We start from the raw sequence: 18,421 nt of genomic DNA on the forward strand, positions 1-18,421 counted from the left end.
GTAAATTTGATTTTCATAAGTTGAGAAATGTATGTTATTCTTAGATAAAAGCGGCCTTATTACATGGCCCATTTCATATCATACCTGCGTGCCCTTGTTGCATGACGCTTATGTCATTCCCGCAAAAGCGGGAATCCAGTACCTTCAAGCTTTATTTGAAAAGTAAAATTTATAAATCTTGGTCTAACCTTAAGTTGTCACCCATGTGCGATCAACGGAATGACATTATTGTAGATAATCTATTAATATATTAGTATCAAAGGTAGCTTTCATTCGTTCCACTCATTACATAATTTAGCCTGATATTCTACACTATCTAGATTTTTATCTTTCCAGAGTCCAAAAGCGTTTTCAAATGCCTTATTATTGTGATCATTACTAGCCATGTAACTAGTTAAAGCTTGCCCAATAATTTTATCTCTTGATATTTTTTTCTTGGATATTTTATCTAGAATTTTAATTTGCGAATCAGCTATATTAATAATAGTTCTCACATAATCTCCTTAGGATTTTTTCCTAATTAGGATATCATATCCCTATATACGTATTATTATCTTATATCATCCTTTAAATTTAAAATCTACAAATATTTCTCATTCTCTTCTTTAACCACAGCTATTAACTGCTCAACCGATAATACTTCTTGGTCAGTAGTTCCGAGCCTTCTAATCGCTACTTGTTTATTTGCTTGCTCTTGTTTACCAATTACTGCAATCATCGGTATTTTTTGATTAGAAAACTCACGAATCTTATAGTTAATTTTATCAGGTGAGATATTAAAATCCGTTCTTACCCCGTTATCAATTAAAGCTTTCTGCACTTCCAAAGCGTAATCGTTCAAATCGCTGGTAATAGTTGCAATAGCAACCTGCACTGGTGCAAGCCAAAGCGGAAACCTACCTACATATTCTTCGATCAATATACCAATAAAACGCTCAAGTGAGCCAAGGATCGCTCTATGTAGCATTACGGGTCTTTTTTTCTCTCCGCTTGCTGCAACATAGCTAGCGTCTAACCGCTCCGGCAAAACAAAATCCATCTGAAGCGTACCGCATTGCCATTGCCGCCCTATCGCATCGGTTAATACAAACTCAAGCTTCGGACCGTAAAATGCCCCCTCGCCCGGGTTTAATGTATAATTAAACCCTGCTTGTTCTACTGCTTCTTTTAAAGCATTCTCAGCCTTATCCCAAACTTCATTGCTCCCTGCTCTGATTTCAGGACGATCAGAGAATTTTACCTTTATATCAGTAAAGCCGAAATCCTTATAAACTTCAGTCAGTAATTTACAAAAACTAACCGTTTCATCGGTAATTTGTTCCGCAGCACAAAATATATGTGCATCGTCTTGCACTAAACTCCGCACTCTCATTAAACCGTGCAATGCACCGGATGCCTCATTACGATGGCACAAACCAAACTCCGACATACGAAGAGGTAAATCACGATAACTCTTGATACCTTGTTTGAAAATCTGCACGTGGCAAGGGCAGTTCATCGGCTTCAAAGCTAATGTCTTGTCGTCTGTTTCTAACGCAAACATATCATCACGAAACTTTTCCCAATGTCCTGAAGCCTCCCAAAGGCTTTTATCGACCAAAACAGGAGTCTTAACTTCGGTATAACCGTTTTTACGAATCTTTTTCCTAATATACTGCTCAATGGTATTATATATACTCCAGCCTTTATCATGCCAAAATACCATTCCTTGAGCTTCTTCTTGGAAGTGGAATAAATCAAGCTCATGCCCAAGCTTTCTATGATCACGCTTTTCGGCTTCTTCAAGCATCAAGAGGTAACTATCTAGCTGCTCCTTCGTGGCCCAAGCAGTGCCGTATATACGCTGCAACATCTCATTACGACTATCACCTCGCCAATACGCTCCTGCAACTTTCATCAACTTAAAATGCTTAACAACCCCTGTAGAAGGAGCATGCGGACCTCGACATAGATCAATAAAATTACCTTGCCTGTATAAAGTAATTGGCTCACCTGCCGGAATTGAAGCAATAATTTCGGCTTTATAATGCTCTCCTATCGATTTAAAAAACTCTACGGCTTTATCCCTATCCCATAGCTCTCTTGTTACTTGCTCGTTCTTTTGTGAAAGTTCTTGCATTTTAGCTTCTATAACGGCTAAATCATCAGTGGTAAAAGGTTTATCACGAGCAAAATCGTAATAATAACCGTTTTCAATTGCAGGACCAATCGTTACCTGAGTTTCAGGGAATAGTTCCTTTACTGCTTCTGCTGTTAAATGTGCCGTATCGTGCCTTATTATCTCAAGACATTCAGGATCTTTCGCAGTTAAAATACGAAGCTTGCAATCATTGTCAATTACGATACTTAAGTCTTGAAGCTCACCGTTTATTTCAGCAACCATTGCTGCTTTAGCAAGTGACATTGAAATTGCATTTGCTACTTCATAGGCGGTAATGTTTTTTGCAAATTGTTTTATACTCCCATCGGGAAAGGAAATATTAATCATTCTTTTATAACTTATTTTTTCTTCAAATTTTTTACTTGTAGACCTTATCTCGTAGCTCTTATGTCATTCCTGCTTTTGCAGGCATGACACTTAGACTACTTGCTTTCTTGATCTATCATAGCCATGGCATTTATAAATTCTAATACTCTTGCATCACTAAGGATCTGATCAATAGCTTTATCGTTAAAGGTTAGTCCGGCGTCTTTACTTTTTACATCCACTACTAAAGATTCACCGTCTTTTAATTCAGAATTTTTACTAAAAACTTCTATTGCCCTAAAGCCGTATTGCTTTATTACTGAAGATTGTTTTCCTAGATTTAAAGCAAATTCCTTAGACTCTTCTATTTTATTAAGCACCGGTACAATAGCATTATTAGTATAATGCACAAAATTATTTATAACCACACTCGGATCCGATAATTTTATTACGCTTTCTAGATTCAGAGGATTATCTATAGTAGGCATATCAATATCAATAGCAAAATTAAAATCATTCATTACAAGATTAATTTTACCGGATAATTTTTTTGCTTCAGGATCAAACTGACCTTTTAAATTAAATTCGGAATTATTTATTTTTGCAAAAACACCCATTACTCTTTCCCCATCTTCTTGAGTAATAGGGCTAGTTAGTTTAAAAATTTTATCTAACTCAGCTCTTTTGTTTAAACCATTACTAAAGTAGCTTCCTAAAGCTTCAGCTGCCGTTTTTTGGTATGTTTCAGAAGGTTCTATAGTAGATTTAATATTTAAAGCAAAATCAAAAATTTTATCTTTTTCTATATTTAATTTATATAAATTACTTTCTACTTTTCCTTTTCTTTCAATATCACAAGCAACTAAAAACGGCTTACCTTTTACTAATTCTCCTAACATCTGCATAAAAATAACAGCATGCATATTCTCATCTTGCCTTTGATCTAGAGAAAAATTTTGAATTAATAATTTCCCAAGAGCTACTAACTCATCACTATATTTTAGTTTTAATTTGGAATTGTAAGAAATAGGTAAATTCAATATATCTAACTTTGTCAAACCATACTCAAAGAAAGCAGTATCAGAGTCATTAGCTATTTGATCTCTCAAAAATTCAAAAATTTTATCATATAAATTTCTTCTGTAATTTTCAGAAATAAAAGAAATAGTATTTTTTCCATCCAAAATTAACAAATTAAGGTTATCCGATGTCTTAGTATTAGTAATTACAGAATTACTAATATCACTCTCTGCTAATTTTTCTGCATCTAGAGAACTATAAAGAGTTGATTTATTGTCACTCAAGCTTAATTTCCAATAATCAGGCTCTCTATTAAACAAAGATTTTCTAAACCAAATTGTTGTATGATGATCAGGTGAGTAAAAAATATTTTTTTCATCTTGAGCGGTAGTAATTTTTACATTATTTCCGTAAGAATCAATTTTTGTAATATTCAAAAACGGTATATGTCTAATAACTATTTCATCAAAATAAAAATCTATAGGTTTTAACATTACTTTATTTAAAGTAACACTAAATCCATATTTATTAACTTTTATTGCATCATAAGTTATATATTCTTCATATTTATCAAGAATAGAGATAATATTTTCTTTACTTTGATGTTCAAATTTATAGGCAGCATATCCCCACCCTACTAGGATTAGCGCTATAAAGCTTATTATAATAAATCGTATTTTCATCTTTTTTACTGTAAAAAATTATTAAAAATCAGAAATGTTGTTCCTGCGTAGACACCTAATCGTCATTGCGAGCAGCAGTAGGCTACGTGGCAATCTCATCAAATATCCTAAGATTGCTTCGTTCATTACTTCGTAATTTTCCTCGCAATGACAAAAAACTGAACTTTGTAATAAAACCTTAAACAGTCCAAAATAGTATATATCGCTTAAAAAATATATTTATTTTTCTTTTAAACGATCAGCTATTAGCTGATATGATTCAAAAACCTTATTTGGTTCTTTTTCAAGCAATTCAAATCCCAATTTTTCATTACTGTTAATATGCCATAATCTACAATTATCCGGACTAATTTCATCAGTTAACATAATGATAGATTCTTCACCGTTAAACACACGCCCAAATTCTAATTTACACTCAACAAGCCGAATCCCAACACCGATAAATAAGCCGCTTAGAAAATCATATATACGCAAAGCCTGCTCTTTTACCGCTTTAATTTCATCCCTAGTTAACCAACCGAAATTTAATATTTGATACTCATTAACTATCGGATATTTAAATTCACGACTTCGGACCTTAAAATCAATAATAGGTTTATCAAATACATACCCTTCATCAATTCCGAATTCTTTTACAAATCTACTGCACGCTACTGATGATATTATTACTTGTATCGGGAAAACCTCAACATATTGAATTAATTGCTCCCTCATATTTATTTTTTCGATAAAATGATTTTCAATGCCGATCATTTCCAGTTTATCCATTAGAAAGGAAGAAATATTATTATTAAGTACTCCTTTACCTGATACATCAACAATCTCACCTGTTTCTAAAATAGCCTTATCGGAAAAAGCCATTATAAGTAAAAAATCTTCTTCGGCAGAATATAAAATTTTACTTGAACCTTCATATAATTTTTTTTTCATTTATTGGTCTCAAAATTCATTTTCTTCATCATTGCGAGAAAATTACGAAGTAATTGACGAAGCAATCTCAGGAGCTTGTTATTATTTCATGAGATTGCTACGCAGCCTACGGCCGCTTGCAATGACGACTCTGGTATCCACACAAGCATATCATTAAAATCCCTGAAGATCATTCGGACCGATAATTGCCGACGTAGTAGTACCACTAAATATTTTATTTGCCATATTAATAATATCATCAGCTTTTATGCTCATGATAATTTCCATAATCTCTTCAGGAGAAATATATTGACCGAAAACAGAATAATTTTTACCTATTTCTTCTGACTTATAGGTATTTTTCTCTTGAGCCATTTGTACATTACTACGTAGTTGTGTTTTAGCTCTAAGAATCTCTTCTGTGCTTACTTGTTCAGTCATTTTTATTATTTCGTTTTTAATCTCTCTATATAATAATTCTAATTTATCATGTGCAGTGGATGCATAAATTGTAAACACTCCACTATCAAAATAAGCACTATTATAACTACCTACTGCATATGCTAAACCTAATTTCTCACGAATACTTTGAAATAAACGCGATGACATACCGCCACCGAATATTATAGAAAGTAGATGGGTTTGGTAAAACTTTTCTAAATTAATATATGATGTACCTTCAAACCCTAGCACTAAACTAGTTTGCTCTAACTCCTTATTAATAAAGCCATTTCCGCCTATATATTTTGCCGGAATAAAGCTACTTTTTACTCCTTGCTTCAAAGAAGAAAATAACTGTTCCGCTATAATTACTATTTTATCATGATCAATATTACCGGCAATTGATAAATAGAGATTTTCAGCATTATAATGTTTATCTATAAAATTAAAAAAATGTTCTTTCGTAAAAGTTGCAAGGGTTTTAGCAGTACCTAAGATTGACTTACCCAACGGTTGTTCTCTATAAACTTTATTATAAAATTTCTCATATACTAGGTCATCTGGATTATCCTGATGATGAGCAATTTCCTGCATGATCACCTGATATTCCTTAGCTATTTCCTCATCAGAAAAAATAGAATTTTGAATTATATCGGCAAGTATATTAAGTGCTTTATCACAATTTTCAGACAAAACTCGTGCATAATATACCGTATTCTCATGACCGGTATAGGCATTAAAATGTCCGCCTATAGAGTCAAACGCTTCCGCTATCTGTTTTGCCGTTCTAGTTTTTGTACCTTTAAAAGCCATATGCTCAAGAAAGTGAGATATGCCATCCTCTTCTGCATTCTCATAACGTGCTCCAACTTTAGCAATTAAATTTATTGCTACCGAATTAACATAAGGCATATTATATGTTAAAATTGTCAAACCGTTTTTTAATTTACTAACATTAAAATTTTCCATAATTTATCTTTTATTTTCTAAATCGTCATTGCGCGGAGATGCATAGCATCGACGTGGCAATCTCAGGAATTTTATATTACTTCATGAAATTACCACGCTCCTTATAGTCGTTCGCAATGACGTTTTTTAATTTAAGCGATGACTCTCTTAACTTCGTAAGCCTTAGAAATCTTGCAAAAGCAAAAATTATTGAATCTACAAAACCGTCAAAACCAAATACAAAATAGCGTCTGATAAAAAACGCTTTAAAAAACCACCATATCATTTCTGTTGTTAAACGAAAATTTGAAAGCTTTTTTCCTTGCTTAACTAAATCTTTTGCTTGCTCGTTAGAATAAAAATTTGCTTTAGTGACCAACTGCTCAATTGAAGTACCAGAATAATGATAAGCAGCTTCATTTAATAGATAAATTTTACCTGCAAAATCAACATCTTTATTAAATATTACCGAATCATGAGTAGTACTATTTACGGTATTTGCAAAGCTTGCAAATTTTTTATTATACAACCGAGTACATTTATTAAATGGAGCAAACATTCGTGGCTTTTGATCATTACGATGCATTATTAACAGCTTTATTTGATAAGCTAAATAACGATCTTGATTATGAGAGGCAAAAATATACTCTATTTCGTCTTGTAACTCTTTAGACAACTCCTCATCGGCATCAATATTAAGAACCCAATCATTTACGCAAAGGCTTTCGGCAAAAGATTTCTGTCCTACATAACCAAGCCACGGTTTTATTACTACCTTTGCTCCTAATTTTTCAGCTATTGCTACCGTATCATCAGTACTTTCACTATCGACTACTATCACCTCATCAGTAATATTTTTTACGCTATTTATAGCTCGTGCTACCCTTGTGGATTCATTTTTGGTAATAATAAATGCTGAGATTTTTTCAGTTAATGACTTATTCATAATACGTATACATTCTAAGAATTTTTACAACTTTTTCTTGTTTATAAACTTCATAAACCAACCTATGTTGAATATTAATTCTTCTTGAATAGCAACCGCTAAAGTCACCAACAAGCTTTTCATATGGAGGGTAAATTTTCCAAGGATCAGTACTAACTATGTTTAATAAAACTTCTACTTTATTCTTTAAACCGGCTTGCACTATTTTCTTAGCATCTTTTTGTGCGTGTATAGTATAACGAATTATATACATTTATAAAAAATTACCAATTTAATTTATCGCTACACTTTGCTATAGGCTCTGCTCGTCCTTCAATTATAGACTTATGCATATTTGGAATAGATAATAAATATAAAGTTTCTTCCATATGACGATAATCTTCTTCTGAAATTATAACTACATTATTTCTTTTACCTTTAATATAAACAGGTTTGTGTACATCAGAAACATAATCTATAAGTTTATAAAGTTTACTTCTTGCTTCACTTGTATTATATATTTCCATTATTTTTTCCTTATAGTTAGTGAGACTTAATATTAATAACGTACCATAAACAGTACGTTTTGTCACGGTTATATTCCTACTATCACCCTAAACACCAGCTTAACTACATAAGTTAAAAGTAATGTGGATAATAATCCGCTAAGCCATAGGATAATAAACCATTGCCACCCTTTGAGACAAGAGGTTATTTTTTTAAATTTTTTAATATATCGGATGATGAGATGATTTGCCACGAAATATATAATAACAATAGAATGTGTAGCCAAGTATGACAGGTAGGAATATCCCAGCCCCTATCAACAGTAAAGACTGTGACTCCGGTGCTGCTGCAGCAATTTCAAGCGTAACTTTATACGGAACGATATATGGCCATATGCTTATCGCGAGCCCTAAATATCCTAATAAAAATAACAAGATCGTATAAATAAACGGCTTTACTTCTTTTTTCTGCTTAACGGCTTTAATTAACTTGATAAATATTAAAGCAGTTACAATAGGCACAATAGATAAATAGTAAATATTAGGTACACTAAACCAACGATGATTTATGTGGTTATTTAAGAAAGGAACCCATAAGCTTACAAGCCCCATAAAAAGTGCAACGTAAAATAAAATATATAAAGCAGATTTATAAGCCCAATCTTGTGTTGTCTTTTCTGTTTTCAGAATAAGCCAAGTAGCACCCAAGAGTGCATAACCGAATATTAATGCTATCCCCGTCATAACGGAAAAGGGAGTAAGAAAATCAAAGCTCCCTCCTGCAAATTCTCGTCCTTCTATCTCTATTCCTTGGACAAACGTACCAAGCATTAAACCTTGACAAAAAACAGTAATCATAGAACCGAAATGAAAAGCGTAGTCCCAAATATAACGATGACCTATATGAGCCTTAAAACGGAATTCAAAAGCTACACCACGAAATATTAGCCCGAGTAACATCAATATAATAGGAATATATAAAGCCGGCATTAATAGCGAATACGCCAACGGGAAAGCCGCAAATAAACCACCGCCGCCAAGTACTAACCAAGTTTCGTTACCGTCCCAAACAGGAGCAATAGAATTGATCATTTTATGACGGCAATCATCGGTAGGTGCAAACGGAAATAAGACTCCTACTCCTAAATCAAAACCGTCTAATAAAACATATAAACAAATAGCGGTAGCTATAAGCCCACCCCAAACAAGCGGTAAATCTATATAAGGTGCAAAATTTAACATAAGCTTATTACTTTTCTACTAATGGGTTATTCAAACCACTCTCTCCGTACATTTCTTTATTATCTATCACTTCTATACCTTTCTTTATCAAATGCATTATATAATATATACCCGCTCCGAAAATGATCACATACACTACTATAAAAGCAATTAGAGAAATAAATACATATTTGCCGAGTACCGGTGATACCGTATCCACGGTTTTTAAAATATTATATACTATATAAGGTTGTCTACCTACCTCGGTTACGAACCAACCGGCAAGTACTGCAATAAAACCTGAAGGTGACATTAATATATACCAATATTGAAACCAATGCGTAGTATATAATCTTTTCTTCAAGTAAAGATATAACCCCACAATACCTATAAATACCATTAAGCAACCGATTCCTACCATAATACGAAAACTAAAAAATACTACTGCAACCGGCGGACGCTCTTCTTTTGTCCATTCTTTTAATCCTTTCACTTCACCATCTAAACTATGCGTTAAGATTAAACTACTAGCATAAGGTATTTCTACAGCATATTTTGTTTTTTCTTCTTCCCCATCAGGAAAGCCGATAAGATTAAAAGCTGCTCCTTTGTCTGTATTCCAAATACCTTCCATAGCCGAGACCTTGACTGGCTGATATTTAAGAGTATTTAAACCATGCAGATCACCAATAACTATTTGAATAGGTGCAACGATTAACGCCATTAACACCGCCATAAAAAGCATAATTTTAGCATGCTCTTTATAACGATTATTTAGTAAATAAAAGCTAGCTACACCACCGATAACAAAAGAAGTAGTTAAATAAGCCGCCGTAATCATATGGAAAAAGCGATATGGGAAAGAAGGGTTAAAGATAATTTCTAGCCAATTTAAAGGATAAAAGAATCCTTCACCTCGCAGTTCAAAACCAGCAGGCGTATGCATCCAGCTACTAGCTGCAAGTATCCAAAAAGCTGAGATTACAGTACCAACGGCAACTATTAACGTAGAAATAAAATGTACTTTTTTACTGACTTTATTAAAGCCGAATAACATTATACCTAAAAAAGAAGCTTCGAGGAAAAAGGCAGTAAATACTTCAAAACCGAGAAGCGGACCAAGGACATTTCCAACCTTATCTGAAAAATTCGACCAGTTAGTACCGAATTGATAAGACATTACAACACCCGAAACTACTCCCATACCGAAAGTAACGGCAAAAACCTTCACCCAAAATTTGTATATTTCTTGATAAACCGGCTTTTTTGTTTTCAACCATAACCCTTCAATTACCACTAAAAAGCTTGCAAGCCCTATAGTAAAAGCAGGGAATATTATATGAAAACTTATGGTAAAAGCAAATTGAATCCTTGATAATAATCCTTGATCAAATTCCATATTTAAGCTGCTGTTTTAAGATAATAAGCTTTGTGACAATAACAATATACTCCCAGTGTAATAACGTATACTTAATACGTGAGTACCACACAGTACTTATAGGACGACGACGTAGCCAATTTTTCAAATTAAGCGAGTATACAGTATTTGATTTAATCATCCACCTTTGCTATTATTAAATTCTATCTGATTAGTTTTAACAAATTTTCCTTTTTTGGAGTTCCAATTATAATGAACATTTACTATTCTTACTTCTGTAACATTAATATCACCATTGGGCAATTGCGTTACATCATACCCTTTTCGGATAGAATCCGTAATTAATAAACTTGCTTGACAAATATATTTTACATCAAAGAATGGAGAATCGTCTTCCTTAGACTTTTCTTGTTCTTCTAAAAAATTATTAGATAATTCTTTTTCTTGCATTTCTAATGATGTTGAAGTTATTTTCTGAATTTTGTAGCATTATTTAAGGTAAGAAGCAAGGCTTGTTTATTATTTTTCCACAGATTTAATATTTTTAGGTATATTTTAAAATAATTAAATTCATGCTCCAAAATAACACGAATTAATATATTATTTTAAAATCGAGGTACATTATCGTGATAAAATACCCTACTTTATCTAAATCAACATTTAGCTTAAGTATTTATTTTTTAAAATTCGATAAAGTTAAAATGACTTTATTGACTGTAATTTGTATTTTACTCGGTATGATTCCGGCGATTGATAGTATATTACTTCAGAAAATCATTGATTTAATAGAATCTTTCAGCGATAAGAACGCTAATAATCTTTTATCTTCCATGATTTACTGGGCAGTATTTTATGCTCTTTGGTGGGAGAGTATTAATATAGCATATCGTTCATATGATTATTTGTATCTCAAGACTATGCCCATAATAAAAGGGAAAATACTAAATGAACTTTATAATTATACCCAATATCATAGCCATAAATTCTTTCAGGATAATCTAGCAGGACATATTAGCAATCGTATTACCGAAACTGCAAGATCGTTTGAGATGATTATTTCAATATTCGGTGAAAAAATTCTTCGTAAACTTGCTATTATTCTATTTGCATTAATTGCTTTACATTCGGTACATTACGTTTTTGCTACGATATTTATTTTATGGATTACGGTTTTTTTAGGACTTAGTGTTCTTTTCTCCAATAAAATCAATAAATACTCATTAAATTATGCTAGAAGCCAATCTTTTGTTGCCGGTAGTATCGTAGATGCAATTAGCAACATTAATGCGGTTAGAATGTTTACAGCCCATAAATTTGAACGTCAACATCTCGAAACAAGAGTAGAAAATGCCGTAGCCGATGAGCAGACTATGCAATTCTTTATGTTCAAATTGCGTTATTCTCTTGGGACTTCTTGTTCAATAATGATTTTTATAATGATTTATTATTTATCTAAACTTCGTAGCGAATTATCTATAAGCATAGGTGATTGCGTATTAGTACTAACATTATGTATAAATGTAGCAGACGATATTTGGGATTTAACTCAAGAAATCGGTGATATGTTCGAGCAGGTCGGGGCATTTAATCAAGGCTTATCTTTAATGGCACCGCATATTATAACTGATATTGCAAACGCTACTCCATTAGATATCAAAGAAGGGGTTATTGAATTTAGAAATGTTACATTTAATTATCATCATAATAACAAGCTATTTTATAATAAATCGGTATTAATACCGAGTAAACAAAAAGTAGGACTAGTTGGATTTTCAGGTTCAGGGAAAACCACTTTTATTAGTTTACTCACGAGGTTACATGATATAGAAGAAGGAATGATTTTAATAGATAATCAAAATATTAAAAACGTAACTCAAGATTCTTTAAGAAAAGCCATTAGCCTTATACCTCAAGAACCGGTGCTTTTTCATCGTACCATTTTGGACAATATCAGATACGGGAAAAAAGAAGCTACTCTTGAGGAGGTTATAGAAGCAGCAAAAGCTGCACATATTCATGATGTTATCGATAATCTACCGGACGGTTACGATACTATGTGCGGTGAACGGGGGAATAACTTATCAGGCGGTCAGCGTCAAAGAATTATCATAGCAAGAGCCATCTTAAAAAATGCTCCTATTTTAATTCTCGATGAAGCAACAAGTAGCTTAGATAGCGAGACGGAAAGCCTGATTCAAGAGTCAATGGATTATTTAATGCAAAATAAAACCGTGATAGTCATTGCCCACAGATTATCTACTTTACTCAATATGGATAGAATTTTAGTTTTTGAAAAGGGAAGTATAATCGATGACGGTAACCATGCAGAATTACTAAAAAATAGTAAGCTATATCAAAAATTATGGCACTCTCAAGTTAAAGGGTTAATAGTGTGAGGAGGTATTACCCATGTTTTATGTCATTCCTGCTTTCGCAGGAATGACATAAAACCAGCCTCAACCTTTAAACTAAATCATTATGAGTCACTATTTCTCCTGTTGCTTCAACTTGAAGTAGTCTGCACTCTGTCATCGCTTTTATTGCACTCTTAGGTAATTCTATCTTATCTGTAGCTTTACTATCAATAATATCTTCAATTTTTAAAATGCATAAAAACTCTAAAGACGGTATCAATTTAGCTATCTTTCCTACTAATTCTATTAATGGTTGTTTTATAGAATCATCCTTAGAAACATCTTTTACAACCGCTAATATTGCTGTTTTCCATTGAACAAACGCAGCTAAATCTTTCTTGTCAATAGACTTAATTTTCTTGTAATCATTCTTACGCAATGTGGATTCAAGCGTTAAAAGAGCTTTCAGAGGTTCATAAATTGCTTCCTTGTCACGGACCATTTGACCGTCAGGATCGAGTATATCCGATTAGCACCATATTGTAACAATACTTTTACCATATCTGTACTCTGCTTACTATCATTAAGCTCTCTAGTTAGGTCTACTAAACTTTTAAATGCGGTTTTTCATATTAGCACCATAAGCGAACAATTTAGTTACCATGGCTATATTTAGGTATAGGACGTACATATTTCTAAATAAGTCATATTGTCACCTATTACGTAATTAGGATCCGCACCATTTTCAATTAGAAATGTTGCCATATCAAAATGTTGAGCTGTTAGGGCAGTGTGAAAAACGGTACCGCTGTTGTGGTCAAGGATTATATTTGCACCTTTTGAAAGTAGAAGCCTTACTATCCCTTTCTGATTATTATGACACGCAAAATATCAAAAAGATTTAGCCTCACCTTCCAATGTATATACTTCTGTATTTGGATCAATATTTAAAGCGGTTAACATACTATAAACTAAATCATAATCACCTTGACAAATTGCTTTAACTATAGCAGTGTCAGGAGATCTTGCTATTTTATCTACAGTGCAGTATGCCCATATTGTACACACTAGAAATATTTGTATTTGGATCTTCAATCAAAGCTTTGAATTCTTTGACAAAACTTTCTCTAAAAAATTCATATCTTTTTATTTTATATATATTATTAAATCCCATATTTTCTTCTATATCTTTACTGCTTAATATCTCATGAAATTTATTTCTAACTATATCATCGATTATCAAGTATTTCCCTTAATGATTCAATTGATAGTATTTTGTATCGTACAGAAAAAAATCATTTTATCAACAAATAGTTTATTTATTAGTAAGCAATCAATAAACTAAAATATTATATTAAATATTGTCATATGCTGTTATAATCACTTTTTTAGCCACTAATATTTAAACAATGAAACTATCTGATTTTGACTTTGATTTACCAAACGAACTGATCGCACAATATCCATCTCGTGAACGTGATAACTCAGATTTACTAATTGCTGTTACGCCGCCTATTAAAACCAAATTCTATAACATAATAGATTACTTAAAAGAAGGGGACTTATTAGTCTTTAATAATAGTAAGGTAATAAAAGCAAAGTTAAATTTGGGGAAAAATATTACAATAAATTTGAATCAAAAATTATCAGATGATAGTTGGTCGGCTTTTGCTAAACCAGCTCGAAAGCTTCATGTAAATGATGAATTTTATTTTGATAATCATAAGGTAATTATTACCGAAAAACTTGCAATGGGTGAGATTAAAGTAAAATTTGAGCTTAATGATATTTCTGTATTCGAGTTCTTAAATAAATACGGTGAGATGCCGCTACCGGTTTATATTAGGCGTTCACACTCATTATGTCATCCCGTGGCTACGACCACGGGATCCAAAACATATTTAAATAATGACTGGATACCGTGGTCAAACCACGGGATGACAAACACTCAAAACGACAACGACCGCTATCAAACTGTCTATAGCCAAATAGAAGGTTCAGTTGCAGCACCGACAGCAGGCTTGCATTTTACAAAGGATATACTTGATAAGCTTAAGGCAGAGGGCATACAAGCCACATTTTTAACATTACATGTGGGAGCTGGAACTTTTTTACCTGTAAAAACCGAAAATATTCATGAACATAAAATGCATACCGAATATTGCTCTATTACTCCTGACACTGCTGAAATTATCAATAAAGCAAAGCAAGAAGGGAAACGTATTATCGCAGTCGGCACTACAACACTTAGAACACTTGAGAGTTCTTGCAATAACGGCATTGTAAAAGCAGGTAGCTTTAAAACCGATATTTTCATAACCCCAGGTTTTGAATTTCAAACAGCCGATATGCTACTTACTAATTTCCATTTTCCTAAATCTACTTTATTTATGCTTATATGTGCTTTTGCCGGATTTAAAGAGATGCATGAATTATATAAATATGCTATAAAAGAAGCAATGCGTTTTTTTAGCTACGGCGATGCAACGCTTTTATGTAGGAAATGATAATCACAACCGTCATTGCGAGCAACTAAAAGGAGCGTGGCAATCTAGCAAAAATAACAAAAAATGCTAAAGGTTAGCATTTTTCACTGGATCCCGTGGTCAAACCACGGGATGACGGAGGTGAAATTGATCCACGCAACAAAGCCTTCCTGCTTTTAGCTAGGAACGACATTTTAGAAAAAACCTATAACAAACTAGATAAAAAATATTTTGGATGATTAAATCCTCTACTTCATTAATACGAGATTCAAAACAAACTGCTTTACGAGAAGAATTAAAACAGCTGGCAGCAGCACTTAATAAACCTAAAAGTTTATTCAAATTCTTTAATCAAAACAACTTAGAAAGCGGAATTTATTTATACGGTCCGGTGGGCAGCGGTAAAACTATGCTCATGAATTCTTTTTGTGAAGAATTAACCACACCTAAAATAATAATACATTATCAGAACTTTATGCAGGAAATTCATAAATCTATGCATAAATTACAAACAGCAAATCAGAAAGATATCATCCCTAACATTGCTAAAAACTATACTAAACAAACTAAAGTGTTATGTATAGATGAGTTTGAAATTAAAGATATTACTGATGCAATGATAATCGGTAGATTATTTAATGAATTAATAAAGCAAAATATTTTTATTTTTATAACTTCTAACACGAGTCCCAATAATCTGTACAAAGACGGATTACAACGAGAATCTTTCTTACCTTTTATAAAGATAATCAATAATACATTTGATGTTAAATATCTAGATAATCAACATGATTATCGATTTGATAAAGCGTTAAGGGTTAAAGAGGCAAGGATAATTTATCCTTTAACTTTAGAAAACCAAAACAAACTTGAAAAAATTATCACGGATATTAGTGATAATAATCTTGCTCCTCAAAATATACAGGTTCTAGGTAGAGAAATATCCTTTCAAAAAGTGCATAAAAGAATATTAGTAACAGATTATAATGAATTATTTACAAGAGGCTTAAGCTATATCGATTATGTTAATATTTGCCAAAATTTTAACGTTATTACAGTGGGGAACGTTCATACTATCGATTCTAACGATACAAATACAGCCGTTAGATTTATCAACTTTATCGATAATGCCTATTTCTATAAAATACTCTTATTTATGAACCTAGAAGATAACCCAAATAAAATATATCAAGGTTCAGCACGAGCCGCAGAATTTAAACGCACTATTTCAAGACTAAATGAAATGAATAGCGAAGCTTATTTATTAAATAATGATTTTAAGAATTAACTTCAATTTTCGCTAAAAAAGCTCTTTAATTACTAATTAAAATTTATTTACAGATGACCTCTAAGAAACTTAATAAATTCATCAATATTGATCTTTATATCGTCTTCTAAATGCTCTTCTGTTGTCTGATGATCTATATAAAAAGGATAATAATCGCATGACATATAATTTGCCATTCTTTTATAAAAACTTCTAGAGGGAGTTGTACCGTGATCAATCTCTACTACTTTGCATTTTGGAGCCGCAAAAATAAAGTTAGCAAATCCTGATCCGTGCGATCCAACTATTATTTTTGCTTTATTAAAAAGCCGAGCCTGTTCATACGGGAAGGATAGCTCTAGATATATTACTTTCAAACCGGATCTCTCAATTTTTTCTATTAATTCCTCTTCATTAACTATTTTTCGGGTAGGAGCGTATTTACGAGAAATATATATTTTATCGTATACTTTACTATTATCTTTAATAAAAATATTTCTTAAATCTTTTTTTAACCATAAAGGCAAAGGTGTACCTTTTACCGGAATAAACGGTACAGATGGAACAATTAGTCTAGTAGCTTGAATTATACAGTCACTATTTACTACAAAAAGCTTATCTTCCGGTATATTTAAATAATTTAATACTATTTCTAATGACTTAATTTGCCATGAATATTTTAAATTATTAATATAGATACGATCATATTCAAGAGCTGATTCTTTTAATATAATTAATCTAGGCAAAATTTGTAGCAGCCAATGATACCAATTTTCAGAACCAAAAGATAAAATTACTGCTAATTTTCCATTAAAATATAAAGGGTTTTCAGTATTAACATCTCGTTTTTTTAATAAACGATGTTGATCACCTAAGCTTGTTTGAGTATCTTGTAGAATATAACCTTCTTGAGTTAAAATTCCACCTTCATTAATTACTGTGACGTTTGGTAACTCTAAAATAAATTGACCAGTATTTTTTTTCTTTAAATAGCTTTTTAATTTCTATGTTAGATTTTAGCGATTCTATAGAAATAAATTGATGTTTATTCTTTAATGCGTAAGCATTACTAATATAGAGAAAGAAAGGTAATTAACAATTTGCATTGCAAGCTTGGCAGCGACTTACTCTCCCATGCCTTATGACATAGTACCATTAGCGCTATAAGGTTTCACATTCGAGTTCGGGATGGGATCGTGTGTTGCACTCATGCTATAACCACCAAGCTAGCAATACAAACTTTTAAAAAGATAGCTGTGTATTATAGTTTGCTGTTAATGTTGTTGCACGACTCAAAAAAATTCTCAACATCATATCTTAACTTTTACTACGATACTCAGCAAAATAATTTTCGCTGGATATCGTGGCAGGGCTACAGTATAACATTAGTTATGCAATAACATTTTTATTAGTTGATAAAACTATTTAACCTGATAACTTTGTGAGTAGATACTACACTCTTATAGCATTAACACTATATGCATATGTAATCTCACAGCAAAGTAAATCAATCGAGCTATTAGTATCGGTTAGCTACACACATTACTGTGCTTCCACACCCGACCTATCAACGTGGTGGTCTTCCACGGCTCTAATGGGGAAGTCTAGTTTTGAGGTGGGTTTCCTGCTTAGATGCATTCAGCAGTTATCCCTTCCGTACTTAGCTACCCAGCTGTGCCGTTGGCACGACAACTGGTCCACCAGGGGTACGTCCACCTCGGTCCTCTCGTACTAAAGGCAGATCCTCTCAAACTTCCTACACCCACGGCAGATAGGGACCGAACTGTCTCACGACGTTCTAAACCCAGCTCACGTA

At 32.6% G+C, this 18,421-nt stretch carries 18 protein-coding genes and 2 rRNA genes; 3 read left to right on the forward strand and 17 right to left on the reverse strand.

Annotated elements, in window-relative coordinates; translation table 11 throughout:
* Nucleotides 1-269: 269 nt before the first annotated feature.
* The 11 genes from ABVF33_RS07015 to ABVF33_RS07065 all read right to left on the reverse strand — a co-directional run bounded on the left by ABVF33_RS07015 (nt 270) and on the right by ABVF33_RS07065 (nt 10,948).
* Nucleotides 270-494, reverse strand: coding sequence for a hypothetical protein (locus tag ABVF33_RS07015; RefSeq protein WP_499706796.1), 225 nt, complete (start codon nt 492-494; stop codon nt 270-272).
* An 86-nt stretch (nt 495-580) separates the two neighbouring features.
* Nucleotides 581-2,488: a threonine--tRNA ligase gene (thrS, locus tag ABVF33_RS07020; protein WP_499706797.1), complete on the reverse strand. Its 1,908-nt coding sequence runs from the start codon at nt 2,486-2,488 to the stop codon at nt 581-583.
* A 95-nt stretch (nt 2,489-2,583) separates the two neighbouring features.
* The gene (locus ABVF33_RS07025) at nt 2,584-4,170 is read right to left on the reverse strand and encodes a phosphoribosylaminoimidazolesuccinocarboxamide synthase (RefSeq protein WP_499706798.1); all 1,587 of its coding nucleotides are present in this window, start codon (nt 4,168-4,170) and stop codon (nt 2,584-2,586) included.
* Nucleotides 4,171-4,389: 219 nt separating this feature from the next.
* A complete protein-coding gene (locus ABVF33_RS07030; protein ID WP_499706799.1) occupies nt 4,390-5,100 on the reverse strand; it encodes a phosphoribosylaminoimidazolesuccinocarboxamide synthase in 711 nt (236 codons plus the stop codon).
* Nucleotides 5,101-5,253: 153 nt separating this feature from the next.
* Entirely contained in the window at nt 5,254-6,492 is a 1,239-nt protein-coding gene (locus ABVF33_RS07035; protein WP_499706815.1) for a M16 family metallopeptidase, read from the reverse strand.
* A 73-nt stretch (nt 6,493-6,565) separates the two neighbouring features.
* Entirely contained in the window at nt 6,566-7,414 is an 849-nt protein-coding gene (locus ABVF33_RS07040) for a glycosyltransferase family 2 protein (RefSeq protein WP_499706800.1), read from the reverse strand.
* A complete protein-coding gene (locus tag ABVF33_RS07045; RefSeq protein ID WP_499706801.1) occupies nt 7,407-7,667 on the reverse strand; it encodes a Txe/YoeB family addiction module toxin in 261 nt (86 codons plus the stop codon). The genes ABVF33_RS07040 and ABVF33_RS07045 overlap by 8 nt, the downstream gene beginning before the upstream one ends.
* A 10-nt stretch (nt 7,668-7,677) precedes the next feature.
* Nucleotides 7,678-7,920, reverse strand: a complete 243-nt coding sequence (locus ABVF33_RS07050) for a type II toxin-antitoxin system Phd/YefM family antitoxin (RefSeq protein ID WP_499706816.1) — start codon at nt 7,918-7,920, stop codon at nt 7,678-7,680.
* 201 nt (nt 7,921-8,121) lie between these two features.
* Nucleotides 8,122-9,141, reverse strand: coding sequence for a cytochrome d ubiquinol oxidase subunit II (cydB, locus tag ABVF33_RS07055; protein WP_499706802.1), 1,020 nt, complete (start codon nt 9,139-9,141; stop codon nt 8,122-8,124).
* A 7-nt stretch (nt 9,142-9,148) separates the two neighbouring features.
* A complete protein-coding gene (locus ABVF33_RS07060) occupies nt 9,149-10,519 on the reverse strand; it encodes a cytochrome ubiquinol oxidase subunit I (RefSeq protein WP_499706803.1) in 1,371 nt (456 codons plus the stop codon).
* A gap of 156 nt (nt 10,520-10,675) precedes the next feature.
* Nucleotides 10,676-10,948, reverse strand: coding sequence for a DUF2671 domain-containing protein (locus ABVF33_RS07065; protein WP_023507111.1), 273 nt, complete (start codon nt 10,946-10,948; stop codon nt 10,676-10,678).
* A 176-nt stretch (nt 10,949-11,124) separates the two neighbouring features.
* Between ABVF33_RS07065 and ABVF33_RS07070 the strand changes: the two genes are divergently transcribed.
* Nucleotides 11,125-12,894: an ABC transporter ATP-binding protein gene (locus tag ABVF33_RS07070; RefSeq protein ID WP_499706804.1), complete on the forward strand. Its 1,770-nt coding sequence runs from the start codon at nt 11,125-11,127 to the stop codon at nt 12,892-12,894.
* A 67-nt stretch (nt 12,895-12,961) separates the two neighbouring features.
* On the opposite strand, the gene ABVF33_RS07075 is transcribed toward ABVF33_RS07070, so the two are convergent.
* From ABVF33_RS07075 to ABVF33_RS07085, 3 genes are all read right to left on the reverse strand, one after another.
* A complete protein-coding gene (locus tag ABVF33_RS07075) occupies nt 12,962-13,354 on the reverse strand; it encodes a hypothetical protein (protein ID WP_499706805.1) in 393 nt (130 codons plus the stop codon).
* Between the two features lie 170 nt (nt 13,355-13,524).
* A complete protein-coding gene (locus ABVF33_RS07080; protein ID WP_499706818.1) occupies nt 13,525-13,713 on the reverse strand; it encodes an ankyrin repeat domain-containing protein in 189 nt (62 codons plus the stop codon).
* A gap of 30 nt (nt 13,714-13,743) precedes the next feature.
* On the reverse strand, nt 13,744-13,947 hold the full coding sequence (locus ABVF33_RS07085) for a hypothetical protein (RefSeq protein WP_499706806.1): 204 nt from the start codon (nt 13,945-13,947) through the stop codon (nt 13,744-13,746).
* Nucleotides 13,948-14,261: 314 nt separating this feature from the next.
* On the opposite strand from ABVF33_RS07085, the gene queA reads away from it, so the two are divergent.
* Both queA and zapE read left to right on the forward strand, forming a co-directional pair.
* On the forward strand, nt 14,262-15,359 hold the full coding sequence (gene queA, locus ABVF33_RS07090) for a tRNA preQ1(34) S-adenosylmethionine ribosyltransferase-isomerase QueA (protein WP_499706807.1): 1,098 nt from the start codon (nt 14,262-14,264) through the stop codon (nt 15,357-15,359).
* 214 nt (nt 15,360-15,573) lie between these two features.
* Nucleotides 15,574-16,626: a cell division protein ZapE gene (gene zapE / locus ABVF33_RS07095; protein WP_499706808.1), complete on the forward strand. Its 1,053-nt coding sequence runs from the start codon at nt 15,574-15,576 to the stop codon at nt 16,624-16,626.
* A 47-nt stretch (nt 16,627-16,673) separates the two neighbouring features.
* On the opposite strand, the gene ABVF33_RS07100 is transcribed toward zapE, so the two are convergent.
* The 3 genes from ABVF33_RS07100 to ABVF33_RS07110 form a co-directional block, all read right to left on the reverse strand.
* Nucleotides 16,674-17,351: a glycosyltransferase family 61 protein gene (locus ABVF33_RS07100; protein ID WP_499706809.1), complete on the reverse strand. Its 678-nt coding sequence runs from the start codon at nt 17,349-17,351 to the stop codon at nt 16,674-16,676.
* Nucleotides 17,352-17,716: 365 nt separating this feature from the next.
* A 5S ribosomal RNA gene (rrf, locus tag ABVF33_RS07105) occupies nt 17,717-17,831 on the reverse strand.
* Between the two features lie 272 nt (nt 17,832-18,103).
* Nucleotides 18,104-18,421 (reverse strand): 23S ribosomal RNA (locus ABVF33_RS07110); the annotation flags it as partial.

Origin of the sequence: Candidatus Rickettsia barbarica, from assembly GCF_041477405.1 — a bacterium.
Classification (GTDB): domain Bacteria; phylum Pseudomonadota; class Alphaproteobacteria; order Rickettsiales; family Rickettsiaceae; genus Rickettsia; species Rickettsia rickettsii.

What these genes read in the sequence shown, in the direction of transcription:
- thrS (WP_499706797.1), bottom strand. Translation starts at nt 2,488, where the DNA reads ATGATTAATATTTCCTTTCCCGATGGGAGTATAAAACAATTTGCAAAA.
- ABVF33_RS07025 (WP_499706798.1), bottom strand. Translation starts at nt 4,170, where the DNA reads ATGAAAATACGATTTATTATAATAAGCTTTATAGCGCTAATCCTAGTA.
- ABVF33_RS07030 (WP_499706799.1), bottom strand. Translation starts at nt 5,100, where the DNA reads ATGAAAAAAAAATTATATGAAGGTTCAAGTAAAATTTTATATTCTGCC.
- ABVF33_RS07040 (WP_499706800.1), bottom strand. Translation starts at nt 7,414, where the DNA reads ATGAATAAGTCATTAACTGAAAAAATCTCAGCATTTATTATTACCAAA.
- ABVF33_RS07045 (WP_499706801.1), bottom strand. Translation starts at nt 7,667, where the DNA reads ATGTATATAATTCGTTATACTATACACGCACAAAAAGATGCTAAGAAA.
- ABVF33_RS07050 (WP_499706816.1), bottom strand. Translation starts at nt 7,920, where the DNA reads ATGGAAATATATAATACAAGTGAAGCAAGAAGTAAACTTTATAAACTT.
- cydB (WP_499706802.1), bottom strand. Translation starts at nt 9,141, where the DNA reads ATGTTAAATTTTGCACCTTATATAGATTTACCGCTTGTTTGGGGTGGG.
- ABVF33_RS07060 (WP_499706803.1), bottom strand. Translation starts at nt 10,519, where the DNA reads ATGGAATTTGATCAAGGATTATTATCAAGGATTCAATTTGCTTTTACC.
- ABVF33_RS07065 (WP_023507111.1), bottom strand. Translation starts at nt 10,948, where the DNA reads ATGCAAGAAAAAGAATTATCTAATAATTTTTTAGAAGAACAAGAAAAG.
- ABVF33_RS07075 (WP_499706805.1), bottom strand. Translation starts at nt 13,354, where the DNA reads ATGGTCCGTGACAAGGAAGCAATTTATGAACCTCTGAAAGCTCTTTTA.
- queA (WP_499706807.1), top strand. Translation starts at nt 14,262, where the DNA reads ATGAAACTATCTGATTTTGACTTTGATTTACCAAACGAACTGATCGCA.
- zapE (WP_499706808.1), top strand. Translation starts at nt 15,574, where the DNA reads ATGATTAAATCCTCTACTTCATTAATACGAGATTCAAAACAAACTGCT.